Origin of the sequence: Cupriavidus cauae (assembly GCF_008632125.1) — a bacterium.
Classification (GTDB): domain Bacteria; phylum Pseudomonadota; class Gammaproteobacteria; order Burkholderiales; family Burkholderiaceae; genus Cupriavidus; species Cupriavidus cauae.
Map to the genome: position 1 here is coordinate 134,946 of NZ_VWRN01000027.1, position 20,902 is coordinate 155,847.

At 64.0% G+C, this 20,902-nt stretch carries 18 protein-coding genes; 9 read left to right on the plus strand and 9 right to left on the minus strand.

The annotated features are described in order from the left end of the window. The first annotated feature begins 260 nt into the window (after positions 1-260). The 6 genes from F1599_RS09605 (at position 261) to F1599_RS09630 (ending at position 7,330) form a co-directional block, all read left to right on the plus strand. On the plus strand, positions 261-1,220 hold the full coding sequence (locus F1599_RS09605) for an MBL fold metallo-hydrolase (protein WP_150082881.1): 960 nt from the start codon (positions 261-263) through the stop codon (positions 1,218-1,220). A 67-nt stretch (positions 1,221-1,287) separates the two neighbouring features. Continuing rightward, positions 1,288-3,033, plus strand: a complete 1,746-nt coding sequence (locus F1599_RS09610; protein WP_150082882.1) for an FAD-dependent oxidoreductase — start codon at positions 1,288-1,290, stop codon at positions 3,031-3,033. A 37-nt stretch (positions 3,034-3,070) separates the two neighbouring features. Next, positions 3,071-3,274: a DUF2783 domain-containing protein gene (locus F1599_RS09615; protein WP_150082883.1), complete on the plus strand. Its 204-nt coding sequence runs from the start codon at positions 3,071-3,073 to the stop codon at positions 3,272-3,274. A gap of 181 nt (positions 3,275-3,455) precedes the next feature. Beyond that, positions 3,456-4,778, plus strand: coding sequence for an MFS transporter (locus F1599_RS09620; RefSeq protein ID WP_150082884.1), 1,323 nt, complete (start codon positions 3,456-3,458; stop codon positions 4,776-4,778). A 129-nt stretch (positions 4,779-4,907) separates the two neighbouring features. Then, a complete protein-coding gene (locus F1599_RS09625; protein ID WP_150082885.1) occupies positions 4,908-5,774 on the plus strand; it encodes an NmrA family NAD(P)-binding protein in 867 nt (288 codons plus the stop codon). A gap of 623 nt (positions 5,775-6,397) precedes the next feature. Further along, a complete protein-coding gene (locus F1599_RS09630) occupies positions 6,398-7,330 on the plus strand; it encodes an MBL fold metallo-hydrolase (RefSeq protein WP_150082886.1) in 933 nt (310 codons plus the stop codon). Between the two features lie 152 nt (positions 7,331-7,482). Here the strand turns inward: F1599_RS09630 and F1599_RS09635 are convergent, their stop codons facing one another. After that, a complete protein-coding gene (locus tag F1599_RS09635) occupies positions 7,483-8,232 on the minus strand; it encodes an SDR family NAD(P)-dependent oxidoreductase (RefSeq protein WP_150082887.1) in 750 nt (249 codons plus the stop codon). Between the two features lie 104 nt (positions 8,233-8,336). On the opposite strand from F1599_RS09635, the gene F1599_RS09640 reads away from it, so the two are divergent. After that, entirely contained in the window at positions 8,337-9,251 is a 915-nt protein-coding gene (locus tag F1599_RS09640; RefSeq protein ID WP_150082888.1) for a LysR family transcriptional regulator, read from the plus strand. 128 nt (positions 9,252-9,379) lie between these two features. Here the strand turns inward: F1599_RS09640 and F1599_RS09645 are convergent, their stop codons facing one another. The 7 genes from F1599_RS09645 to acnB form a co-directional block, all read right to left on the minus strand. Continuing rightward, positions 9,380-10,210: an alpha/beta fold hydrolase gene (locus F1599_RS09645; protein WP_150082920.1), complete on the minus strand. Its 831-nt coding sequence runs from the start codon at positions 10,208-10,210 to the stop codon at positions 9,380-9,382. Positions 10,211-11,120: 910 nt separating this feature from the next. Then, the gene (locus F1599_RS09650) at positions 11,121-11,948 is read right to left on the minus strand and encodes a hypothetical protein (protein WP_150082889.1); all 828 of its coding nucleotides are present in this window, start codon (positions 11,946-11,948) and stop codon (positions 11,121-11,123) included. A 51-nt stretch (positions 11,949-11,999) separates the two neighbouring features. Then, positions 12,000-12,593 (minus strand): tetratricopeptide repeat protein, encoded by a 594-nt coding sequence (locus F1599_RS09655; protein WP_150082890.1) that lies wholly within the window; start codon positions 12,591-12,593, stop codon positions 12,000-12,002. A 229-nt stretch (positions 12,594-12,822) separates the two neighbouring features. After that, positions 12,823-13,290 carry a DUF2846 domain-containing protein gene (locus F1599_RS09660; RefSeq protein ID WP_149316417.1) on the minus strand — a complete coding sequence of 156 codons (468 nt, stop codon included), beginning with the start codon at positions 13,288-13,290 and terminating at the stop codon, positions 12,823-12,825. 232 nt (positions 13,291-13,522) lie between these two features. Continuing rightward, the gene (locus F1599_RS09665; protein ID WP_150082891.1) at positions 13,523-14,017 is read right to left on the minus strand and encodes a PIN domain-containing protein; all 495 of its coding nucleotides are present in this window, start codon (positions 14,015-14,017) and stop codon (positions 13,523-13,525) included. Positions 14,018-14,023: 6 nt separating this feature from the next. Next, the gene (locus tag F1599_RS09670; RefSeq protein WP_149316419.1) at positions 14,024-15,091 is read right to left on the minus strand and encodes an XRE family transcriptional regulator; all 1,068 of its coding nucleotides are present in this window, start codon (positions 15,089-15,091) and stop codon (positions 14,024-14,026) included. 266 nt (positions 15,092-15,357) lie between these two features. Next, positions 15,358-17,949, minus strand: a complete 2,592-nt coding sequence (gene acnB, locus F1599_RS09675) for a bifunctional aconitate hydratase 2/2-methylisocitrate dehydratase (RefSeq protein WP_149316420.1) — start codon at positions 17,947-17,949, stop codon at positions 15,358-15,360. A gap of 260 nt (positions 17,950-18,209) precedes the next feature. On the opposite strand from acnB, the gene F1599_RS09680 reads away from it, so the two are divergent. Further along, entirely contained in the window at positions 18,210-18,704 is a 495-nt protein-coding gene (locus tag F1599_RS09680; protein WP_150082892.1) for a hypothetical protein, read from the plus strand. 107 nt (positions 18,705-18,811) lie between these two features. On the opposite strand, the gene F1599_RS09685 is transcribed toward F1599_RS09680, so the two are convergent. Further along, a complete protein-coding gene (locus F1599_RS09685) occupies positions 18,812-20,104 on the minus strand; it encodes an esterase-like activity of phytase family protein (protein ID WP_223819549.1) in 1,293 nt (430 codons plus the stop codon). 240 nt (positions 20,105-20,344) lie between these two features. Here F1599_RS09685 and fliL point away from each other — a divergent pair, with 240 nt between their 5' ends. Further along, positions 20,345-20,824: a flagellar basal body-associated protein FliL gene (gene fliL, locus F1599_RS09690; protein WP_023265181.1), complete on the plus strand. Its 480-nt coding sequence runs from the start codon at positions 20,345-20,347 to the stop codon at positions 20,822-20,824. Positions 20,825-20,902 lie beyond the last annotated feature (78 nt).

The following is a 20,902-nucleotide window of genomic DNA, read 5'->3' on the forward strand; positions in this document are numbered from 1 at the left end:
CGAAAGGCTGGATATTAATCCAACGCCGCATGGGCGCCGCGCTTGCCACCCGCCGGTCTGTTGTTCGTTCTTTATGTTTTAGCCAATAACTTATCCATTGACTAACGCACGGAGACCTCCTACCATCCGTCTACCCCGACAACGCCGCATGCCCTCTCGCGCGCGGCCAATCCAATAACGAAGGGGCGAGACAGTACCTGTGCATTGCCGCTGCGCAATGCCGCCCGCTGCCGCGCCCCGTCACCCACGACGAGGCAAGCATGGCCAAAGCATTCGCATCGCAAGCCGACCTGGAAGCCAAAAAGGTCACCTTCACCCAGCTGTCCGAGAACGCCTACGCCTACACGGCCGAAGGCGACCCGAACTCGGGCGTGATCATCGGCGACGACGGCGTGCTGATCGTGGACACCACCGCGACGCCCGCGATGGCGCAGGACCTGATCGCCAGGATCCGCACGGTCACCGACAAGCCGATCAAGTACGTCGTGCTGTCGCACTACCACGCGGTCCGCGTGCTGGGCGCCTCGGCGTATTTCGCCGAGGGCGCGCAGCAGATCATCGCCAGCCGCGGCACCTACGAAATGATCGTCGAGCGTGGCGAGGCCGACATGAAGTCGGAGATCGAGCGGTTCCCGCGCCTGTTCGCCGGCGTCGAGACCGTGCCGGGCCTGACCTGGCCGACGCTGGTGTTCGACAAGGAAATCACGCTGTTCCTCGGCAAGCTGGAAGTCCGCATCGCGCATCTCGGCTCGGGCCACACCAAGGGAGACACCGTGGTCTGGCTGCCGTCGCAGAAGGTGCTGTTCTCCGGCGATCTGGTCGAGTACGAGGCAGCTTGCTATTGCGGCGACGCGCAGCTGGCCCAATGGCCGGCGACGCTGGACGCGCTGCAGGCGCTGGGCGCCGAGAAGCTCGTCCCGGGGCGCGGTCCGGCCTTGACCACGCCGCAGCAGGTCCGCGAGGGCATCGCCTACACCAAGGACTTCGTCAGCACGCTGTACCGCGCCGGCCAGGAAGCGGTCGCTCAGAAGATGGATCTGAAGGCCGCGATGGCGCATACCCGCAAGAGCATGGACCCGAAGTTCGGCCACGTCTTCATCTACGAGCACTGCCTGCCCTTCGACGTGACGCGCGCCTATGACGAGGCGTCCGGCATCACGCATCCGCGCATCTGGACCGCCGAGCGCGACAAGGAAATGTGGGCCGCGTTGCAGGACTGACGCGGCGGTATCGGCATCGGTATCGGCATCGATATCGGCATCCAGGATGGTGGAAGGAGACAACAAGATGGCGGTCGACTATCAACGATTGACCTTTGAATACCGGCCGTGCGCGGAGCAATCGGCTACCAACGCGATGCATCCGATCGTGGTCGTCGGTGCCGGCCCGGTAGGCCTGGCCACCGCGATCGACCTGGCCCAGCAAGGCATCGAGGTCGTACTGCTGGACGACGATTGCACACTGTCGACCGGCTCGCGCGCGATCTGTTTTGCCAAGCGCACGCTGGAGATCTTCGATCGACTTGGCTGCGGCGATCGCATGGTGGACAAGGGCGTGCGCTGGAATCTCGGCAAAGTGTTCCTGCGCGACCAGATGGTCTATGCATTCGATCTTCTTCCCGAAAGCGGACATCGCCGGCCGGCCTTCATCAACCTGCAGCAGTATTACGTCGAAGGCTTCCTGCTCGAGCGCGCGCTCGAACTGCCGAATCTGCAGATCCGCTGGAAGAACAAGGTGGTCGGCATCGAGCGCCGCGATGAGGGCGGCGCGGATGCCACCGTCACGCTGACCGTGGAAACGCCCGATGGCACATATCCGGTGCGGGCTCGTTATGTCGTTGCCGCCGACGGCTCGCGCAGCCCGATGCGCAATCTGCTGGGCCTGGACAGCAAGGGCCGCACCTTCAAGGACCGCTTCCTGATCGCGGATATCCGGATGGAAGCCGGCTTTCCAAGCGAGCGCTGGTTCTGGTTCGATCCGCCCTTCCATCCGAATCAATCGGTGCTGCTGCATCGGCAGCCCGACAACGTCTGGCGTATCGATTTCCAGCTGGGCTGGGACGCGGACCCGGTGCTGGAGAAATCGCCGGAGCGCGTCATTCCTCGCGTGCAGGCCCTGCTCGGCCCGGATGCGAAATTCGAGCTCGAATGGGTCAGCGTGTACACGTTCTCGTGCCTGCGCATGGACAGCTTCCGGCATGGCAACGTGCTGTTCGCCGGCGACTCGGCGCATGGCGTGTCGCCCTTCGGCGCGCGCGGCGCCAATAGCGGCGTACAGGATGCGGACAATCTGGCCTGGAAACTGGCCCACGTGCTGCGCGGCGAGGCACCGGACGCGCTGCTCGACACCTATGCCAGCGAGCGCGAATACGCGGCGGACGAGAACATCCGCAATTCGACTCGCTCCACGGACTTCATCACGCCGAAGAGCCAGGTAAGCCGTGTGTTTCGCGACGCGGTGCTGACGCTGGCGGCGAAGCATCCGTTTGCGCGGACGCTGGTCAATAGCGGGCGCCTGTCGGTGCCGAGCGTGCTGGCCTCGTCCCCGTTGAATACGGCCGACACCGATGCCTTCGCTGGCGCCATGATTCCTGGGGCACCGTGTGCCGATGCGCCGGTCGAGGTCGATGGCGCCGAGGATTGGCTGCTGTCGCAGCTGCATGGCGGATTCAGCTTGCTGGTCTACGGCCATCCCAACGATCTCGATGCGGAGGCCGCCAGGCAGATCGCCGCGCTCCGCCGTCAAGCCGGTGCACCACGGATGCTGTTCGTCGCGCCGGACGGTCACCGCGCTGCCCGGACATCGGACATTGCTGTGGTCAGGGATCGCGACGGCATCGTGGCGCAACGCTACGACGCGGTGCCGGGTACCGCGTATCTGATTCGTCCGGACCAGCATGTCTGCGCACGCTGGCGTGCGGTGGATGCGGAACGGGTGATGGAGGCGATGGCTCGGGCTCAAGGCAAGCGTCTGGCGGAGACTGCGCCGGCGGCGCGAGGAACACCGGCCTGCGCCGAAGCGCTCGCGGCGTGATCCCCAGCAAGCGGCAACGACATTCCCCGGAGACACCATGCCCCTTATCACCGCCCCCAACCTCGCCCGTCCCGACGACTTCTACGAAGCCTTGATCGACATGCACCGCGATCTGGACGATGCGCAAAGCCAGGCGGCCAACGCCCGCCTGATCCTGCTGCTGGCCAACCATATCGGCGACCACGAAACGCTGCTGTCGGCGCTGCAACTGGCGCGCGAGGCCGAAACGGCCGCGGCCTGATTCGACGGGATACGCGACGAGATACGCGACAACATATTCGACGAACGACAGGGCGCGCTCGCGCCAACGGTTGATACACGACGGAATCCACTCCGGGCCCACGGTGCGCAAGACACCGGCCCGTTAAGGGCGGCGCGATCCGCCCCTCTTTTTCCTCCTTCCTGCTTTACGGAGACAAAGCATGTCCCAACTCCACGCGGGCACCGCGACGCCCCCGCTCGCCCTCGCACACGAAGAAGACGCCCTGCACCAGAAGATCTGGCTGCGCATCGTCCCCTTCCTGTTCGCCTGCTACGTCATTTCCTTCCTTGACCGCGTCAATATCGGCTTCGCGCAATTGCAGATGAAGCAGGACCTCGGCTTCAGCGATGCAATGTACGGACTCGGCGCCGCGGTGTTCTATGTCGGCTATGTACTGTGCGAAGTGCCAAGCAATATGCTGCTCGCCCGCTTCGGCGCTCGGCGGACTTTCACGCGGATCATGCTGCTGTGGGGCGCCGTCTCGGTGGGAATGGCCTTCGTCTCCACGCCGGCGCAGTTCTACACGCTGCGTTTTCTGCTCGGCGTATTTGAGGCCGGCTTTTTCCCCGGCATCGTGCTGTACATGACCTACTGGTTCCCCGCGCATCGGCGCGCGGCCGTGATGGCCATCTTCTTCGCGGGTGTCGCGATTGCCGGCGTATTGGGCGGCTTGGTCTCCGGCTGGATCATGCGCGATATGGCCGGCGTGATGGGGCTGTTCGGCTGGCAATGGATGTTCGCCATCGAAGGCGCGCCCGCCGTGCTGCTCGGCTTGATCGCCGCCTGGTATCTGGTTGACAGCCCCGCCGACGCCAAATGGCTGACCGCTCGCGAGAAGGCGCTGCTGGCACGGCAACTGGAAGGCGAGCAAGGCAGCCACGCGGCCCATACGCTCGGCGCCCTGCGCGAGGCGCTGCGCAACCCCAGGCTGTATGTGTTCGCGTTTATCTATTTCGCGCTGACCTGCGGCTCGCTGACGCTGAATTTCTGGATGCCGCTGATGATTCGCGATTTCGGCATTACCGATGTCGTGTCGATCAGCTTGTATAGCGTCATTCCGAATGCCGTGGGCGCCGTCGGTCTTATCCTGATCGCGCGGCATTCGGACCGCACCGGCGAGCGGCACAAGCATTTCCTGCTGTGCTGCTGCGGCGGTGCCCTGGCGCTCGCACTGCTGACCCTGCGACTGCCGCATTTCGGCGCGATGCTGGCGATCCTGTCTGTGGCGGCGGTGCTGATCTTTGCGGCGCTGCCGATCTTCTGGTCGCTGCCACGCAGCTATTTGCCCGGGCATACCGCTGCAACCGGACTCGCGTTCATCAGCAGTGTCGGCATTACCAGCGGGATCGTCAGCCCGTGGGTGATCGGGCAGGTCAAGGTTCAGACCGGCAGCATGGATAACGCGCTGTATCTGTTGGCGGGATTGCTGGTGGCGGCCGGGATCGTCATGTGGACAGCGGTGCCGAGGGATGCGGGGCAGTAATCGTCGCCAGTTCGGCCATTTCAAGGGGGAATTGCCAACGCCGCTTCGGTCTTTGATATGGTTTCGACATGAGCAATGACTTATGCGTCCATTCCCGACAACGGCTCAGGGGACGCGGGAGGCAAGCACATGTACGTCATCATGGGCGGTACCGGACATGTTGGATCGGCGACAGCGGATGCGCTGCTCGCCCGCGGCCAGGCGGTCACCATCGTGACCCGTTCGGCCGCCCGCGCCGCGAAATGGCGCGACAAGGGCGCCGCGGTCGTCGAGGCGGACGTGGAAGACGTGGCGTCACTGCGGGCCGCGTTTCAGCGGGGACGCCGAGCGTTCCTGCTCAATCCGCCCGCCGATACCAGCAAGGACACCGATGCGATCGAGCGGCACACGGTGGCCAACATCCTTGCCGCGCTTCAGGGCTCGGGCCTGGAGAAGGTCGTCGCCGAATCCACAGGCGGCGCCCGGCCCGGCGAGCGCATCGGCGATTTGAGCGTGCTGTGGGAGCTCGAAGAAGGACTGCGCCGCCAACCGATTCCTGCGGCGATCAATCGCGCCGCTTACTACATGAGCAATTGGGATTGGCTGCTCGATACGATACGCAGCACGGGCAAGCTGCCGACGATGTTTCCTGCCGATCTACCAATCCCCATGGTGGCGCCACGCGATTTGGGGGAAGCGGCAGCAGCCAGGCTGATGTCCCCGCTCGACGATGTTGGCGTCCGCCATGTGGAAGGGCCACGGCGGTATTCATCCGAAGAGGTTGCGATGGCCTTCTCGCAGGCACTTCGGCGGCCCGTTCAGGTCGAAGTCGTGCCGCGGGAGAAGTGGAAGGAGACGTTTGTGGGGCTGGGGTTCTCGGATGCCGCTGCCGATTCCTATGCGCGGATGACCGCGGTCAGTCTGGACAGTCGGTTCGATTTGTCAGCGGAACCGATGAGGGGTGGGACGGGGCTGGAGGAATACATCGAAAGACTGGTGGCCGAGGGCGATGCGTAGGGCCACGTTCTCGCTCGCATCTCGCCGACTCTCAATCCAGCCGGGCACTTCCCGCAAATCGGCCCATCAGCAGCGAGCGTCCGCTGGTTTGATCATTTCTTCCTGCCTTTATCGTAATGCCACTTGATGGCGAAGAACATGCCCGTGCCCAACACGAGGACCTTGAACGCGATAAAGACGATAGGGAACCAATCCATCATTTGAGTACTTCCAGGCCATGGCCTGACGCTATTGATTGTGAGAAGCACGGCCCCGGAACGCTGCTTCTGCAGTTTTATTTCCTGTTCAAGCCGTCGTCGAATCCAGCTTCGATCATAACATCGCACGCGATGCGCCGTGCGCCTGGTCTGAGCGACAGCCCCACCAAGCGCTTCGATTTTTCGTCCCTATCCTCCAGCAAGACGACGGATCGCGCGTGTTGTCGCCCGTCGGAGATTGTTGCCGTTCGGTCAACATACTGAAGGCCGCCGCGACTCTACTGCCAATCGCCCCTCCTGCCTACACTCGGTGGCAACGATCGTTGCACAACCCGTGCGACGGTCGAGGAAGATGTCCGCGCAGCGAAACGGACCTCGCCTGCCGCATCGTGCGGCTTACCCACTCAATTGACAGGACTCCAGAAAATGAGCGAAACAATCCGCAATGTGCAGCCGGTTACCGTCCACCTTGGCAACGCAGGTTCCGGCGAACTCGTTCCCTCCCGCTACGCCGTGCGCATCGGTGACGTCGACGTCGTGCTGATCAGCGATGGCATTCTGCCGCTTCCGACCAGTACCATGTCGACCAACGTGAGCCAATGGGACCGCAACGAATGGTTCGATAGCCGCTTCCTGCAACGTGACATGTTCGACTGGGCGCTGAATATCGCGCTCGTGCGTAGCGGCGAACGCCTGATCCTGATCGATTCGGGCGTCGGTGACGGATTCGAATACTTCTCGCGCGCCGGTCGGTCGGTGATGCGGCTGGAATCGGCCGGTATTGATCTGGCTGCCATCACCGATATCGTCATCACCCACATGCACATGGATCATGTCGGTGGCCTGAACGTGGATGGCGTCAAGGCCCGCCTGCGGCCGGACGTACGCATTCACGTAGCGGCCGCGGAAGTCGAATTCTGGAAGAATCCGGACTTCAGCCAGACGGTCATGCCGGAAGCGGTTCCTCCCGCCTTGCGCAAGGCGGCCGCCAAGTTCGTCGAGCTCTACAGCAAGAACCTCGTGCTGTTCGATCAGACCGTCGAAGTCGCAGCGGGCGTGTCGGCGCGTGTAACGGGTGGACACACCCCGGGGCACTGCGTCGTGGATGTTGCATCGAAGGGCGAGAAGCTGACCTTCGTGGGCGATGCCATCTTCGAAGTCGGCTTCGACAATCCCGCTTGGCAGAATGGCTTCGAGCACGAGCCGGAAGTCGCTGTGGACGTGCGTATCGCGCTGCTTAACGAAGCCGCCGAGACCGGCGCTCTACTGGCCGCGGCGCATGTCGCCTTCCCGTCCATCGGTCACGTCGCAAAGAACGGCGGGAGTTTCCGCTTCGTTCCGGTGCAGTGGGATTACTGATCGATACTCGACGACAAACCGTCATCGAGTCGATTGCGACGATGATCGCGAGAAAAGCGCCGAGGGTTCAAAAGACCCGCGGCGCCTTTCTTTCCAATCACGGCAGCGCTGCCAGCCGGCCCCAACAGCGAGGCGGTTTGCCGTCAGCAATATCAGGTCAGCGCGATCCCACCATCGACGCGCAGGTTCACGCCGGTGATGAAGCTGCCTTCCTCACTGGTCAGCATCAGTGCCGCCGAAGCAATTTCCTCGGCACGCCCAAGGCGACCAAGCGGAATGGCACCTGCCAAGGCTGCCTCGAAAGCTGGCCGGTCACCGTCGGCAACGCCCAGCTTGGACAGAATCGACGTATCGACGGGACCTGGGCTGATGACGTTCACCCGAATGCCGCGCGCCTTGAACTCGAGCGCCCAGCCCTGCGCAAACGCCTCAATTGCCGCCTTGGAACCTGCATAGACGGCGTGTCCATCGAGCACCTTGGCACTGGCAATCGAACTGACAAGGAGAACGGAGCCACCGTCGCGCAACACCGGCACGATCTTCTGCACGCCGAAGAACACAGCTCGCGTATTGGTGGCGAACTGGGCGTCGTATTCGTCGATGTCAACCTGGGCGGACGGCCTGATCTGGTTCATGCCCGCGTTGGCCACGTAGATGTCGGCCCCGCCAAACCGCTTGACGACCTCTGCCGACACGCGATCATGCGTGGACAGATCGGCGATATCGCCTGTCAGGCCACTCGCGCGCGGCCCCAGTTCGGCAACCGTCGCATCAACGGCGTCCGCGCGCCGGCCGACGATGAGCACCTGGGCCCCCTCGTTGACGAACCGCCTTGCCATCGCCAATCCGATACCGCTGTTGCCGCCCGTAATCACCGCGACCGTTCCTTCAAGCTTGCCCATCGTGTACCTCGACATTCCTGTTTGATGAGAATGAAAATCTAGAGGATCCGTCGCAAGGCGAGCAGCCCTGCATTGGGCGCATGACTTGTGCCAAATTGTCTTCCATGTCGATAGAACGCCTCCATGGCCTTTCAGCCTTTGTCCGTGCGGTAGAAACGGGTTCGTTCACCAGGGCCGCCAGGCTCCTCGGCACTACGCCCTCGGCCATTTCGAAGAGCGTGTCGCGACTTGAAGCCCGATTGGGCGTGAAGCTCTTTCACCGATCTACCCGCGCCTTCGCACTGACCGACGAAGGGACCGTCTTCTACCGACGCGTCGCGCCGCTGGTACGAGGACTCGAGGAAGCAAGCGAGGGGTTGATCGCGCCGTCGGAGATGGCGGCGGCAGGTCATCTTCGCATCAGCATGCCGGCCGATCTGGGCGCCACATTGCTGGCCGCGATCGCGTCGAAATTGATGCCGCGCCATCCGCGCCTGTCCCTGGACGTCAGCTTCAGCGACCAGCACGCCGATCTGATCCGCGAGGGGTTCGACCTGGCCTTCCGCGCCGGTCACGCACCTGACAGCGGCCTGCATGCACGGCACCTGACAACCCTTCCTGTGGTGCTCGTGGCCTCGCCGGCGTACCTGGAACGTTGCGGGGAGCCTCGCACGGCGGCGGACCTGCTGCACCATCGCCATGTCCGTTATCGACTGGCCGGACAAGTCATGCCGGTCACGCTTGCCGACGGCACGCGGCTGCAGACGAAGGGATCCTTCGATGCCGACAATGGGGCCGCGATGCGCACGGCAGCGCTCAGCGGCTTGGGTATCGCGCAGCTGCTGCACGTCGCCGTGCAGGCTGACCTCGATGCCGGCCGGCTGCAGCGTGTAGTGCCAGCGTTGGCGCTACGCGCGGTACCGCTGCAGGTGCTGCACGGATTCGGTCGACGGATCCCGGCGCGCGCAAGCGTACTGGTGGACTTTGTCGCGGCGGAGCTTGCCGGCCAGACCGAAGGCGCGCGCGCGATGCGAGCGTGAGCCGATGCGAGTGCTGATGGGGGTGGCAATGTACCGATACCCTCGATCGCGCTCCGGCATCGGCCAGGGGGCAACGACTGCCGGTCCGCTTCGAAGCGGACCCGGCAGTTGTCTGCGGCTTCCGCCGATCAGGCCTTGAGGAACTCCAGGAGATCCGCGTTGATGACCTCCGCGTGCGTCGTCGGCATTCCGTGCGGGAAGCCTTTGTACGTCTTCAGGATGCCTTTCTTCAAGAGCTTGGCCGACAAGGGGCCCGATTCCGAGTAGGGCACAATCTGATCGTCATCGCCGTGCATCACCAGCACGGGTAAATTGATCTTCTTCAGATCCTCGGTAAAGTCGGTCTGCGAGAACGCCACGATGCCGTCGTAATGCGCCTTCGCGCTGCCCATCATGGCTTGTCGCCACCAGTTCTGGATAAGGCCGTCCTGAGGCTTTGCGCCCGGCCGGTTGAAACCATAGAACGGCCCCGCGGGAAGATCCCGGAAAAACTGTGCCCGATTGGTGGCCGTCTGCAATTGCAGGCCGTCAAACACCTCCTTCGGCAGGCCGCCCGGATGGGATGACGTCTTGACCATCAGCGGCGGAACCGCGGCAATCAGGCAAGCCTTCGAGGCCCGCTTCTCGCCGTGCCGCGCCAGGTAGCGCACGACTTCGCCACCGCCAGTGGAGTGACCCACGTGGATGGCGCCCTTGAGATCAAGATGGCTTACCACCGCTGCCAGGTCGTCGGCGTAGTGGTCCATATCGTGTCCTTGCCAAACCTGCGACGAGCGGCCATGGCCGCGCCGATCATGGGCAATGACGCGATAGCCCTTGGCAAGGAAGAACATCATCTGAGCGTCCCAATCGTCGGAGCTCAGCGGCCATCCATGAGAGAAGACGATCGGCGTCGCATCGGCAGGACCCCAGTCCTTGAAGAAGATCTGGACACCGTCCTTGGTAGTGACATAGTTCATGGCGAAATTCCCCTGTGAGGTTGCCGCGGTCTTCTGCGCGGTGGACGTCGTCGAAGCAGCCGTGGCCGTGAAGGGCAAGGACGCAGCTACCGCGGCACTCGTTCCGAGCGAGAGCAGTTGGCGGCGGGTGATTCCCTCAGAGACGGACGGCGATGTAGATGCAGGTTTCATGGCATCAAGACTCTTGTCAGGTCGTGCGAACAAAATGAACGGATAAAGCTCCGAGCGAAGGTCCCCCGTCTTTCACTGGACGAACGATTGGCGGAGTGAGCGAATCAGGAAAACGGATGGGCATCGCACCCACCGCCATCGCAATGGATCGATGTATTGGTACTTGACGGGTTGCGTTGAATCCTAGCCACCATTGTTTGTAGGCACTAGGCGCGCGTGTAGAAACAGCATGTTGTCCGCGCGGCGCCAATTCCCTCGCCCGATGGCGAAGCGCGTCGGGTGCCAAATATTTGGCTCGCCTTTGTGCGCGCGTGGAGATACCCGCGGAATCTCGAGAAGACAGCGAGCGATGGGGCGAGGGCTCGGACAAGGGCCCAAAAATTCAGGGTGCCGCCGTTCCGGTGGTCGCCGGCTGGCTGGCGGGGCTGGCTATTTGCTGTCGGGCGGCATCACGCCCGGGCCCTCTGCCTCAACCATCAGCAGGGGCCGCCGTGCTTCCTGGCCCAAACGAAAAACGCCCCGACAAGGCCATGAGGCCTGCCGGGGCGCGGCGATGATCGCCTTCTTCGCATACTTCCCGGTGGCCGGGTTGTATCGCGGTCGCGTAAGGTCTTGCGGGCTCTCGCGGGACAAAGGTCCCCTACGCGGTAATGCGGAACCGATCCCCCCGCGCTCCATGCATCCACCGGCTTCTGGCGAGCGGCAGATGACGGCAAACGCGGGCGATCGTCGAAGGAATTTACGAGCCGACCTTCAGCCGCCCGCCTCGTCCCAGTCCGCCCTTGACCTCCTGCGCCTTGTAGTTGCGCAGCGAGATCACCATGTTGTTGTACGCGTCCATGAATGCCGCGACGGTGGCCTTGCCTTCCGGCGTGCGAGAGAAACCACCCAGGCCGCCGGCCGTATTGCCGCCGAACGCGCCCAGGGCGGCGCCAAAGTTCGTCGCCGTCGAATTGCCTTCCGAGATGGAGACCTGCACGCCCGAACGGATGTCGAACATGGTCAGCGTCACGACCGATGCCTTGCTTTGCATGGCACCGCCCACAAGCGCGCCGACGCTGCCGAACAGGCCGCCAACACCGGCAGCCAGCTGGCCGGTGGAGTCGTTGTCGATGATGATGGCCGGCTCCATGTAGTAGTCGGCCGCTACGCGCTGGCCCTTCTGCTGGCGCGAGCCTGCGCGGAATTCACCGGAATTGCGCTGCTTGTCGGTGATGTTCGACAGCTTGCTTTCGGTGCGATTGTTGCCGATCGACGTGATCACGAAGCAGTTCGACTGCTGCACGGCCAGACGGATCAGCGGCTCGATGCTGGTGACCTTGGTGGCCGCGCCAAAGCTCGCGTACCACTCCTTGCCCCGGCCGTCGTCCACCGCCAGCGTGCCCAGCGGCGCGTCGCAACGCTCCAGGGAAGCATTGGCATTCACGCTGGTGGCGCCACCCGCGGCGCCGGTGGCAGCGGTGGGCGCGGTGCCGGTGCTGATCAGACCGCCGCCGGCCGTGGCGCAGCCAGCGAGAACCAGAGACGCGGCCAATGCGGCCGCGCGCAAGGAAATACTCTTGGGCATGATAGGGCGTTCCTGTCGAGGAAATTGACGAAAAAATCCGGGTGGGAAGGCTTAGCGGTGATACCAGCCGGAAGGGCCCCATACCCAGTAATACGGATAGCTGCTGTACCAGGCAATCCAGGAGGTGCGATAAGCCTCGCGGACTCGGTACGCGCTTTGTTCGTCTTTCTTGGCAGCCTGAGCCTGCGGAATCAACTCTTTGGCTTCCTTGCTGCCCTTGGCTGCGGCTCGCATCAGCCAAGCCTCGGCTTCGGCAGGGTCCGAACCCATTTCCTCAAAGCCCATCAGATAAATTCGGCCAAGCGCCAGTTGCGCCTGCGTATGACCGTTGTCGCCGGCCTTGCGCAGCCATTCCAGGGCCTGATAGCTGTCGCGCTTCACGCCGTCGCCGCGCAGAAGGCGCAGGCCCAGGTCGTAGGCCGCGTCCGGATTCTTCTCGGCCACGTTGGCCAATGCCTGCATACGCGGATCGGCTTCGTTCGACGCGAGTTGCGCTGTTGTTACGCGTCGATCCTGTTCGGTGCAGGCATTCCCGTCGCACAGGCGCACCGTGGACGAGCGCGGTGCCAACTGTTCTTCAGGCGTTTGCGCGCAACCGGCAAAGCCCAAAGCCGTGGCCAACAGCAATGGAACAAGAACACGCATGGATGACCCCCCGAGGTCTGCTTTTGTTCGTTTTGTATTTGTTCGCCTTTTGAGAAGGCGTATGGATTGTATTTTCGGCGTGGAATATTTGCACCCAACCGCCGTAGGTGTGCGGCCTTCGTTGCACCGTGCGAAGAGGTCGCGTAACGAGGGGCGTCCGGGGATTGCCGGGGGAAGCGCGGTCGGACAATACGCTCACGGCGCGTGACCGACCGCCAAATCAGACGTCTTACTGGCTGCAGGTGCCCGACTTTGCCAATTCGAGCTTGGCCACGTCGGCCTTGCCTTGCTCTTCGGGAATCAGCTCCAGATCGGCCCCGCCAACAAAAGCGCCGAGCTTGATGAACTGGCGGACAAAGTAGTTCTTGCCGGCTTCCATGGCCACTTCCAGGGCGTTCGGCGAAAACTCCGACTCCGTTTCGATCTTGTGCTTCTTGCCGCCTTCGACCTGCGTGTAGAAGAACACGTCCGATGCGCTTTCGCCCAGGCACTTGCCGTCCACCCAAATGTCCTTCTTCAGCGACTTGCCGACGAAGCTATTGCGGTAGACATAGAGTCCAGAGTTGCCTGCGCTGGGGGCGCTGAACTGCTTGGCCTGGTCGGACTGCTCCTTGCTCGCCATGTCGACGGACGCGCAGCCGGTCAACGCCAGGGTAGAGACGGCAAGGATAGTGATAATGCTGTGATTTATCTTCATTTTATGAATCTGGGAAGCGGTAGTGGCAGAAGGCCAGGACGAGAATAAACGCGGCAAATACGTTCGCGGGTCGCTGTGCGCCGACCGATACCGACGTGATGGCGTCGCATGCGCAACGGGAACGCTTCTGGCTATCGACCACAGTCCGCTATTTCCGTACCCCTCCATCGTTGGGTACCTGTCTCGCTGTCAGGCTGACCAGAGCTGTCATCTCAGCTTTACATCGACCGAACTACGCCGGCGCCCAAGCGCTCAGTCGAATCCTCACCTCACCTTGCGGCAACCGACACCGCGGATGCGCAGCTATCCGAGACAATCCTTCGTGAAGCTGAGAACTCGACAACACCCCTGAAGACGCCATTTGATCGAGCAGCCAAAGCAGCCCATACACCTTTCCCAGCCTGGATATAGCTTCGGCTCGCAACTCCCCGTCTCCCGTGACAAGAACGTGGTTCGGCCGTGTGGCGCAACTGAGCGCAAAGCAATCCGGCAGTGACAACTTTCGCCGTTCGGTTCTCACTCGCTGGGCGAATGCCACTTCATCGGGCGTGAGGGCCACCACTCCAAGCCCCAGCTTCCTCAAGAGCGGCCCGTTTTCCGCTTCGAGCTCCCGCTCGTAGAGCAGATCGGGCACGATCATCGTCAAGCCGCACGAAAACGAGGCTTCGAGCAATCCCCCTCGTTCCAAATCGATCAGAACAGACGTATCCGAAACGAGGATGATCATGGCGAATCAGTGGACGTGCCCCATCAAGCGGCGATCCAGTTCGCGGACGCTGATACTGAGCAGCTCAGCGCCTTTCGCTTCCGAAATGGCCTGCTCTGCGACGGCTCGCAGGCACATGCGTTCCATGCGTTGCGGCACTTCGGCCGGAAGCTTGTGAGGTTCATTGGATCCGGGGCTGTTCCAGCCCATTCCCCGAATTTGTCCCCACAGGCGGCCGTAGGCGGCCTTCGATATCACGCCAAGCTGCGAGCACCGTACTGCCAGCGACGCAACGCTGACCTGGAAAATCTTCTTCAGCTCCACCAGTTCGCCGATCGAAATGGACGTGCGATGGCTGCCCAATAGCCGAGTCATCATTTCCTTCGGCATCAGCAAGGCGCCGGCAAAGCGGTCCGCCGCCTTTTCCTGCTCCGCGTCGCTCAACTCCGCGAAGCAGAGCACCAGATGCCCAAGCTCGTGCGCCAGCGTGAAGCGTTGACGCTCGCCGTTGTGATTCTTGTTGATGACGATCACGGGGACATCGCGCTGCCCGCTTTGCTGGACGAACGCCTTGGAGCCCGAGAAACACTCTGGCAGATCGAGCGCGATCACCTTGATGCCCATGTCTTCGAGCAATTCGGTCATTGCCGGGATCGGGTCAGTCCCCAGCGACCAGAGGCGCCGCAGCGTGTCCGCGGCAGGTTCGGCATCTTCGATATCACCGATGGCGAACGCGGCGCCGCGTGGCGGAGACCAGGCGCCGTCCTCCGCCGCCAGCAGTTCTTCCAGCTCGAGATAGCGCTCGACGTGATCCAGTACCGCCGCCTCGACCGCGCGCTCCTCCCTCGCAGCCGTATGGGGCGCCTTGCGAAAGTCGACGCCGGTCAGCTCGATCTTCCGTTCGCTGAGCAGGAATTCGGGGGAGACGCGCAGCGCCTTCGCCATGGCAAGAAGTACGGTGGAACTCGGCATCATCTCGTCTCGCTCGTATTTGCCGATGGCTTGTGCAGACACCAGGCCCTCGATGGTCGCTTCGAGGTCGCGCAAGGAAAGGCCGAGCGCCTCACGTGCCCTCTTCAGTCGGTTTCCAATCATCGCACCTCCCGGGCAGGCTAGTTTACAACTATGGTGATTTCATTATTGTTTGTAAACCGATGACGGTCAAGCCGACACAAGACCCCGCTCGGGAGGACGCGGCAACAGAATCGCCCTCCAACAAGTCGCGCCAAAACAAAAAGCCCCGGAGACTTTCGCCTCCGAGGCTTTCCAACAGCAACAAATGCAAAAGCAGTTCAGCTCAGTCCCTGGGGCTCGGGACAATCGCCAACCCAAACCCCAAAGACCAGATCAAATCCCTGCCATCAAACCGTCACCGTATCCGCCACCCCCTTGAAGTCCTCGATCTGATCGAAGTTCATGTAGCGGTAGATCTTGTCGCCATTGGCGTTCAGCACGCCCATGTCGGCCATGTACTCTTCCTTGGTCGGAATGCGGCCGAGGCGCGAGCAGATGGCGGCCAGTTCCGCGGAGCCCAGATACACGTTGGTGTTCTTGCCCAGGCGGTTCGGGAAGTTGCGGGTCGAGGTCGACATCACCGTCGCGCCTTCGCGCACCTGTGCCTGGTTGCCCATGCACAGCGAGCAGCCCGGCATTTCGGTCCGCGCGCCGGCGGTGCCGAACACGCCGTAGTGGCCTTCCTCGGTCAGCTGCTTCTGGTCCATCTTGGTCGGCGGCGCGACCCACAGCTTGACCGGGATGTCGCGCTTGCCTTCCAGCAGCTTCGACGCGGCGCGGAAGTGGCCGATGTTGGTCATGCAGCTGCCGATGAACACTTCGTCGATCTTGGCGCCGGCGACGTCGGACAGCGTCTTCACGTCGTCCGGGTCGTTCGGGCAGGCGACGATCGGCTCGTGCACGTCGGCCAGGTCGATCTCGATCACGGCGGCGTACTCGGCGTCGGCGTCGGGCTCGAGCAGCTTCGGATCGGCCAGCCACGCTTCCATCGCCTTGATGCGGCGCGACAGGCTGCGGGCGTCCTGGTAGCCCTCGGCGATCATCCACTTCAGCAGCGTGATGTTGCTGTTGATGTATTCGATGATCGGTTCCTTGTTCAGGCGCACCGTGCAGCCGGCGGCCGAGCGCTCGGCCGAGGCGTCGGACAGTTCGAACGCTTGCTCGACCTTCAGGTCGGGCAGGCCTTCGATTTCCAGGATGCGGCCGGAGAAGATGTTCTTCTTGCCCTGCTTGGCAACGGTCAGCAGACCCTGCTTGATCGCATACAGCGGGATCGCATTGACCAGGTCACGCAGCGTGACGCCCGGCTGCATCTTGCCCTTGAAGCGGACCAGCACCGATTCCGGCATGTCCAGCGGCATCACGCCGGTGGCGGCGGCAAAGGCCACCAGGCCCGAGCCGGCCGGGAAGCTGATGCCGATCGGGAAGCGGGTGTGCGAGTCACCGCCGGTGCCGACGGTGTCGGGCAGCAGCATGCGGTTCAGCCACGAGTGGATGACGCCGTCGCCCGGGCGCAGCGAGATGCCGCCGCGGGTGCTGATGAATTGCGGCAGCGTGTGGTGCGTCTTGACGTCGACCGGCTTCGGATAGGCGGCGGTGTGGCAGAACGACTGCATCACCAGGTCGGCCGAGAAGCCCAGGCAGGCCAGGTCCTTCAGTTCGTCGCGGGTCATCGGGCCGGTGGTGTCCTGCGAGCCCACCGAGGTCATCTTCGGTTCGCAGTAGGTGCCCGGGCGGATGCCCTTGCCTTCCGGCAGGCCGCAGGCGCGGCCGACCATCTTCTGCGCCAGCGTGTAACCCTTGCCGGTGTCGGCCGGGTTCTGCGGCAGGCGGAACAGCGTCGACGGCGCCAGGCCCAGCGCTTCGCGCGCCTTGGCGGTCAGGCCGCGGCCGATGATCAGCGGAATGCGGCCGCCGGCGCGCACTTCGTCGAACAGCACGTCGGACTTGACCTGGAATTCGGCGATGACTTCGCCGTTCTTCAGCGCCTTGCCCTCATAGGGACGCAGCTCGACCACGTCGCCCATTTCCATCTTCGACACGTCGAGCTCGATCGGCAGCGCGCCGGCGTCTTCCATCGTGTTGTAGAAGATCGGGGCGATCTTGCCGCCCAGGCACACGCCGCCGAAGCGCTTGTTCGGCACGAACGGGATGTCTTCGCCGGTGAACCACAGCACCGAGTTGGTGGCGGACTTGCGGCTCGAGCCGGTACCGACCACGTCTCCGACGTAGGCGACCAGGTGGCCCTTTTCCTTCAGCGCTTCGATGAACTTGACCGGGCCGCGCTTGCCGTCTTCCTCGGGCTGGAACGCGGCGCCCTCGCGCTTGTTCTTCAGCATCGCCAGCGCGTGCAGCGGGATGTCGGGGCGGGTGGTGGCGTCCGGCGCCGGCGACAGGTCGTCGGTATTGGTTTCGCCCGGGACCTTGAAGACGGTCACGGTCAGGCTTTGCGGGACTTCCGGACGGCTGGTGAACCATTCGGCGTCGGCCCAGCTTTGCAGCACGGCGCGCGCATTGGCGTTGCCCTTGTCGGCCTTTTCCTTGACGTCGTGGAAGGCGTCGAACATCAGCAGGGTCTTCTTCAGCGCGTCGGCGGCGACGGTGCCGACTTCGGCGTCGTCCAGCAGCTCGATCAGCGGCGAGATGTTATAGCCGCCGAGCATCGTGCCGAGCAGTTCGGTGGCACGGGCGCGGCTGATCAGCGCGCAGGTTTCCTTGCCGAGGGCGACGGCGGCCAGGTACGAGGCCTTGACCTTGGCGGCGTCATCGACGCCGGCGGGCACGCGGTAGGTGATCAGGTCCAGCAGGGTCTGCTCTTCGCCGGCGGGCGGATTCTTCAGCAGTTCGATCAGTTCGGCGGTCTGCTGCGCGGACAGCGGCAGCGGAGGAATGCCAAGCGCGGCGCGTTCGGCGACATGGGCGCGATAGTTTTCGAGCATGGGAGCCTGCGGGGTGATAGAGGAATAGGGGTTAAACAACACCGTTGTGATCGCGATTGTACGCTCAACGCCGGTCCTCGGTCAAACGTCTTATATCTTATATAAGACTTAGGACTGACGACCTGGCAACAGCCACGCAACACTGCCCCGCCGTTACCGGGTGTAACCGCCGTAAGTCGTTGGCAACAAAGGGAAACGGCGGCCCCAGGGCGCCTCGCCACGCGGTACAACGGAGGCTACCGAATCATGGGGAGAACGGTGTGAATGCAGGAATTTTTGCCCTGCGCCGAGGGCTGGCCGCCATGGCCATGTGCGGCGTGACGATGCTGGCAGGCCAGGCACAGGCGCAGCCTGTCGAATCGGGCCCGATGACGGTGGCCGGCACGCTGGTCGTCAACGGGCCGGTGACGGTGCAGGGCCCGGTCGAGGTCGATGGCCGCGTGCGGGTACGCGGGCCGGTCACCGGGCAATGGTTCGAGACGGACGACGGCCCGTCGATGCGGGGGGCGCCGCAGCGCACCTTCAACGGCCCGCTGACCGTGCATGGCCCCCTGCGCGTGCAGGGCGACCTGATCGTCAACGGGCCGCTGGAAGCGGCCGGGCCGATCCGTGCCGCCCGCATCCGGGCCGACGGGCCGGCGCGGCAGCGGCAATACGGCGAGGACCGCCGCGGTTATCCGCCGGCCTACCAGCAGGGCTATCCGGACCAGCCATACGACGGCCGCGGCTACGACGGATACGGCTACGGGCGCTGACGGCGGCTGACGTGGCTGACGGTGGCTGACGGTGGCTGACGGTGGCTGACGGCGGCTGACGGCGGCTGACGGAAGCCGAGGAACGCCGCCAGCGCCGGCCCCCTCTTCTACTCCGGCACCACCTCGAACGCCAGCACCTGCGTGATCTGCGTCGCGTTGAAGTTGTTGTCCGACACCAGCACCAGGCTGTCGCGGCCATTGGCCAGCTTCGGCCCCCAGGCCATGCCCTCGATGTTGTCGACGGTCTTCAGCCCCAGCGCGTTCAGGTTCTGCACCAGCCGTTTCCGCACCGGCACGTAGCTGGCGCCGGCGAGCCGGTCCAGGCTGCGCACGTCCGTCGCGCCGCGGATATCGATCTGGTACAGCCGCACATAGGTAGTGAAGTTGCCATCGGCGCCCTGCACGCCGGCGCGCTCCAGCGTCAGCAGCCGGTTGTCGTCGATCGCCAGGATCTCGGTCACGCCGTTGTCGGCGCTGCGCCCCGGGGCTGGCGCGGCCGGGATTGCGTCGAGTGGATAGACAAACTGCGCCAGCACATTGCCGTTGCGGTCGTAGCGCAGCAGGCGGGAGACCGAGCCGGACGACGGCGTCGGCAGCGGCCCGTCCTGGTACAGCGGCCCTTCCATGCTGACCCACAGCGACTTGCCGTCGGCCGACAGCGACAGTCCCTCGAACGTCGCGTTGTTGCGCGAGCCGGTTTCCTGCGTGGGCGACATTTGGAACGCCGCCGGCAGCGGCAGCGTCCCGCTCAGCGTGCCGTCCGTGCGGGCCCGCGCGACGAAGGGATCGAGGCCGAGCACGCGATCGCCCTCGCTGGTCCACCACAGGCCGCCGGTGGACGGATCGAAGCGGATCGCCTCGGGATCGGGCACGACGCCGCCCGCCGTGCGGTTGGGGTAGGCGCTGCCGTCGGCCTGGCGCAGCGTCACGACGCTGGCGATCTGCACCGGCTGCAGGCGAGCCGAGTCATAGCTGATCCGCGCCGTATAGAAGCGCGCCGGCTGCTTGTCCGAGCGGTCGTCCGAGACCAGATACCAGAGATTGGCCGCCGGATCGTAGTCGATGCCGGACAGGCCGCCCACCGTGGTGCCGCCGACCTGCAGGTCGTTGGGCAGCGTCTGCTCGCCGATCAGCCGGACCGCGCCCACCGAACGCCGCGGGCCGTCGTCATGGTCGTCATCGCCCCCGCAGGCGGCGAGCAGCGCGGTCGACATCACCAGCGCGGCGAGGCCCACTACCCGGGTCCCGGCACGGCGGCCGGGCGCGCCGGCCGGCGCAATTGCGGGCGCAATGGCCGGCGCAATGGCGGGCGCATCGGCGGACGCAACGACGGCCTCGATCGAAGGATCGACGGAAGTGGCGACGAAACAGGCGGCGGAACGGACGGCGGGACGGCGCATGCGCAGGCTCTCGTGGATGGAAATCCCGCGAGTCTGGCGCCCGGCAATGACCCGCCGATGACAGCCCGCTCAAGTTCCGCCGGCCACCAACGTTAACCCATGAGATGACCGTCCGCTGCCGCCGACGGTCGCTCCCGCTCGACTCAAACGGCCAAGCTGAGCGGGTTTCCCCCTTTTTTTCGGCCCATTGCCCGCCACCGATTCACCGAGAATGGCGTGGCATTCCGATACAGGCATCTCATGGCGAAAACGCTCACGACTCCCCAGGCACCCAGCTCCAGCAAGCGCGGGGTGCTGATTCTCGCCGGTGTCGCGGTCGCGGCCGTGCTGGGCGCGGGAAGTTTCTTCCTCGGCAGCCTGCTGAACAACCGCGCACCCGCCGCGCCGGCCGCCCCCGTGGTTCCGGCGCCGATCTTTGTCGCGCTCGACGCCTTCACCGTCAACCTGAAGGGCGAGGACGGCGACCGCTTCCTGCACACCGGCCTGTCGGTCAAGGTGGCCGACACGCAGACGCAGGCGCGCATCGCCGAATATCTGCCGGAGGCGCGCAGCCGCATCCTGTTGTTGCTGTCGGCCAAGCAGCCACCGGAGCTGTCGACCGTCGAGGGCAAGCAGAAGCTCGCCGAAGAAATCAAGCAGGCGCTGGCAAAGCCGTTCGCACCGGCGCTGCCGAGCCAACAGATCGTGGATGTCCTGTTCACTTCCTTCGTGGTGCAGTAAGCCCGTGCCCTGCCCCGCTTGCCAACCCGATATGAAGCCGACCACCCGACTCTCGCCCGCCGATGCGCACCTCGCGCG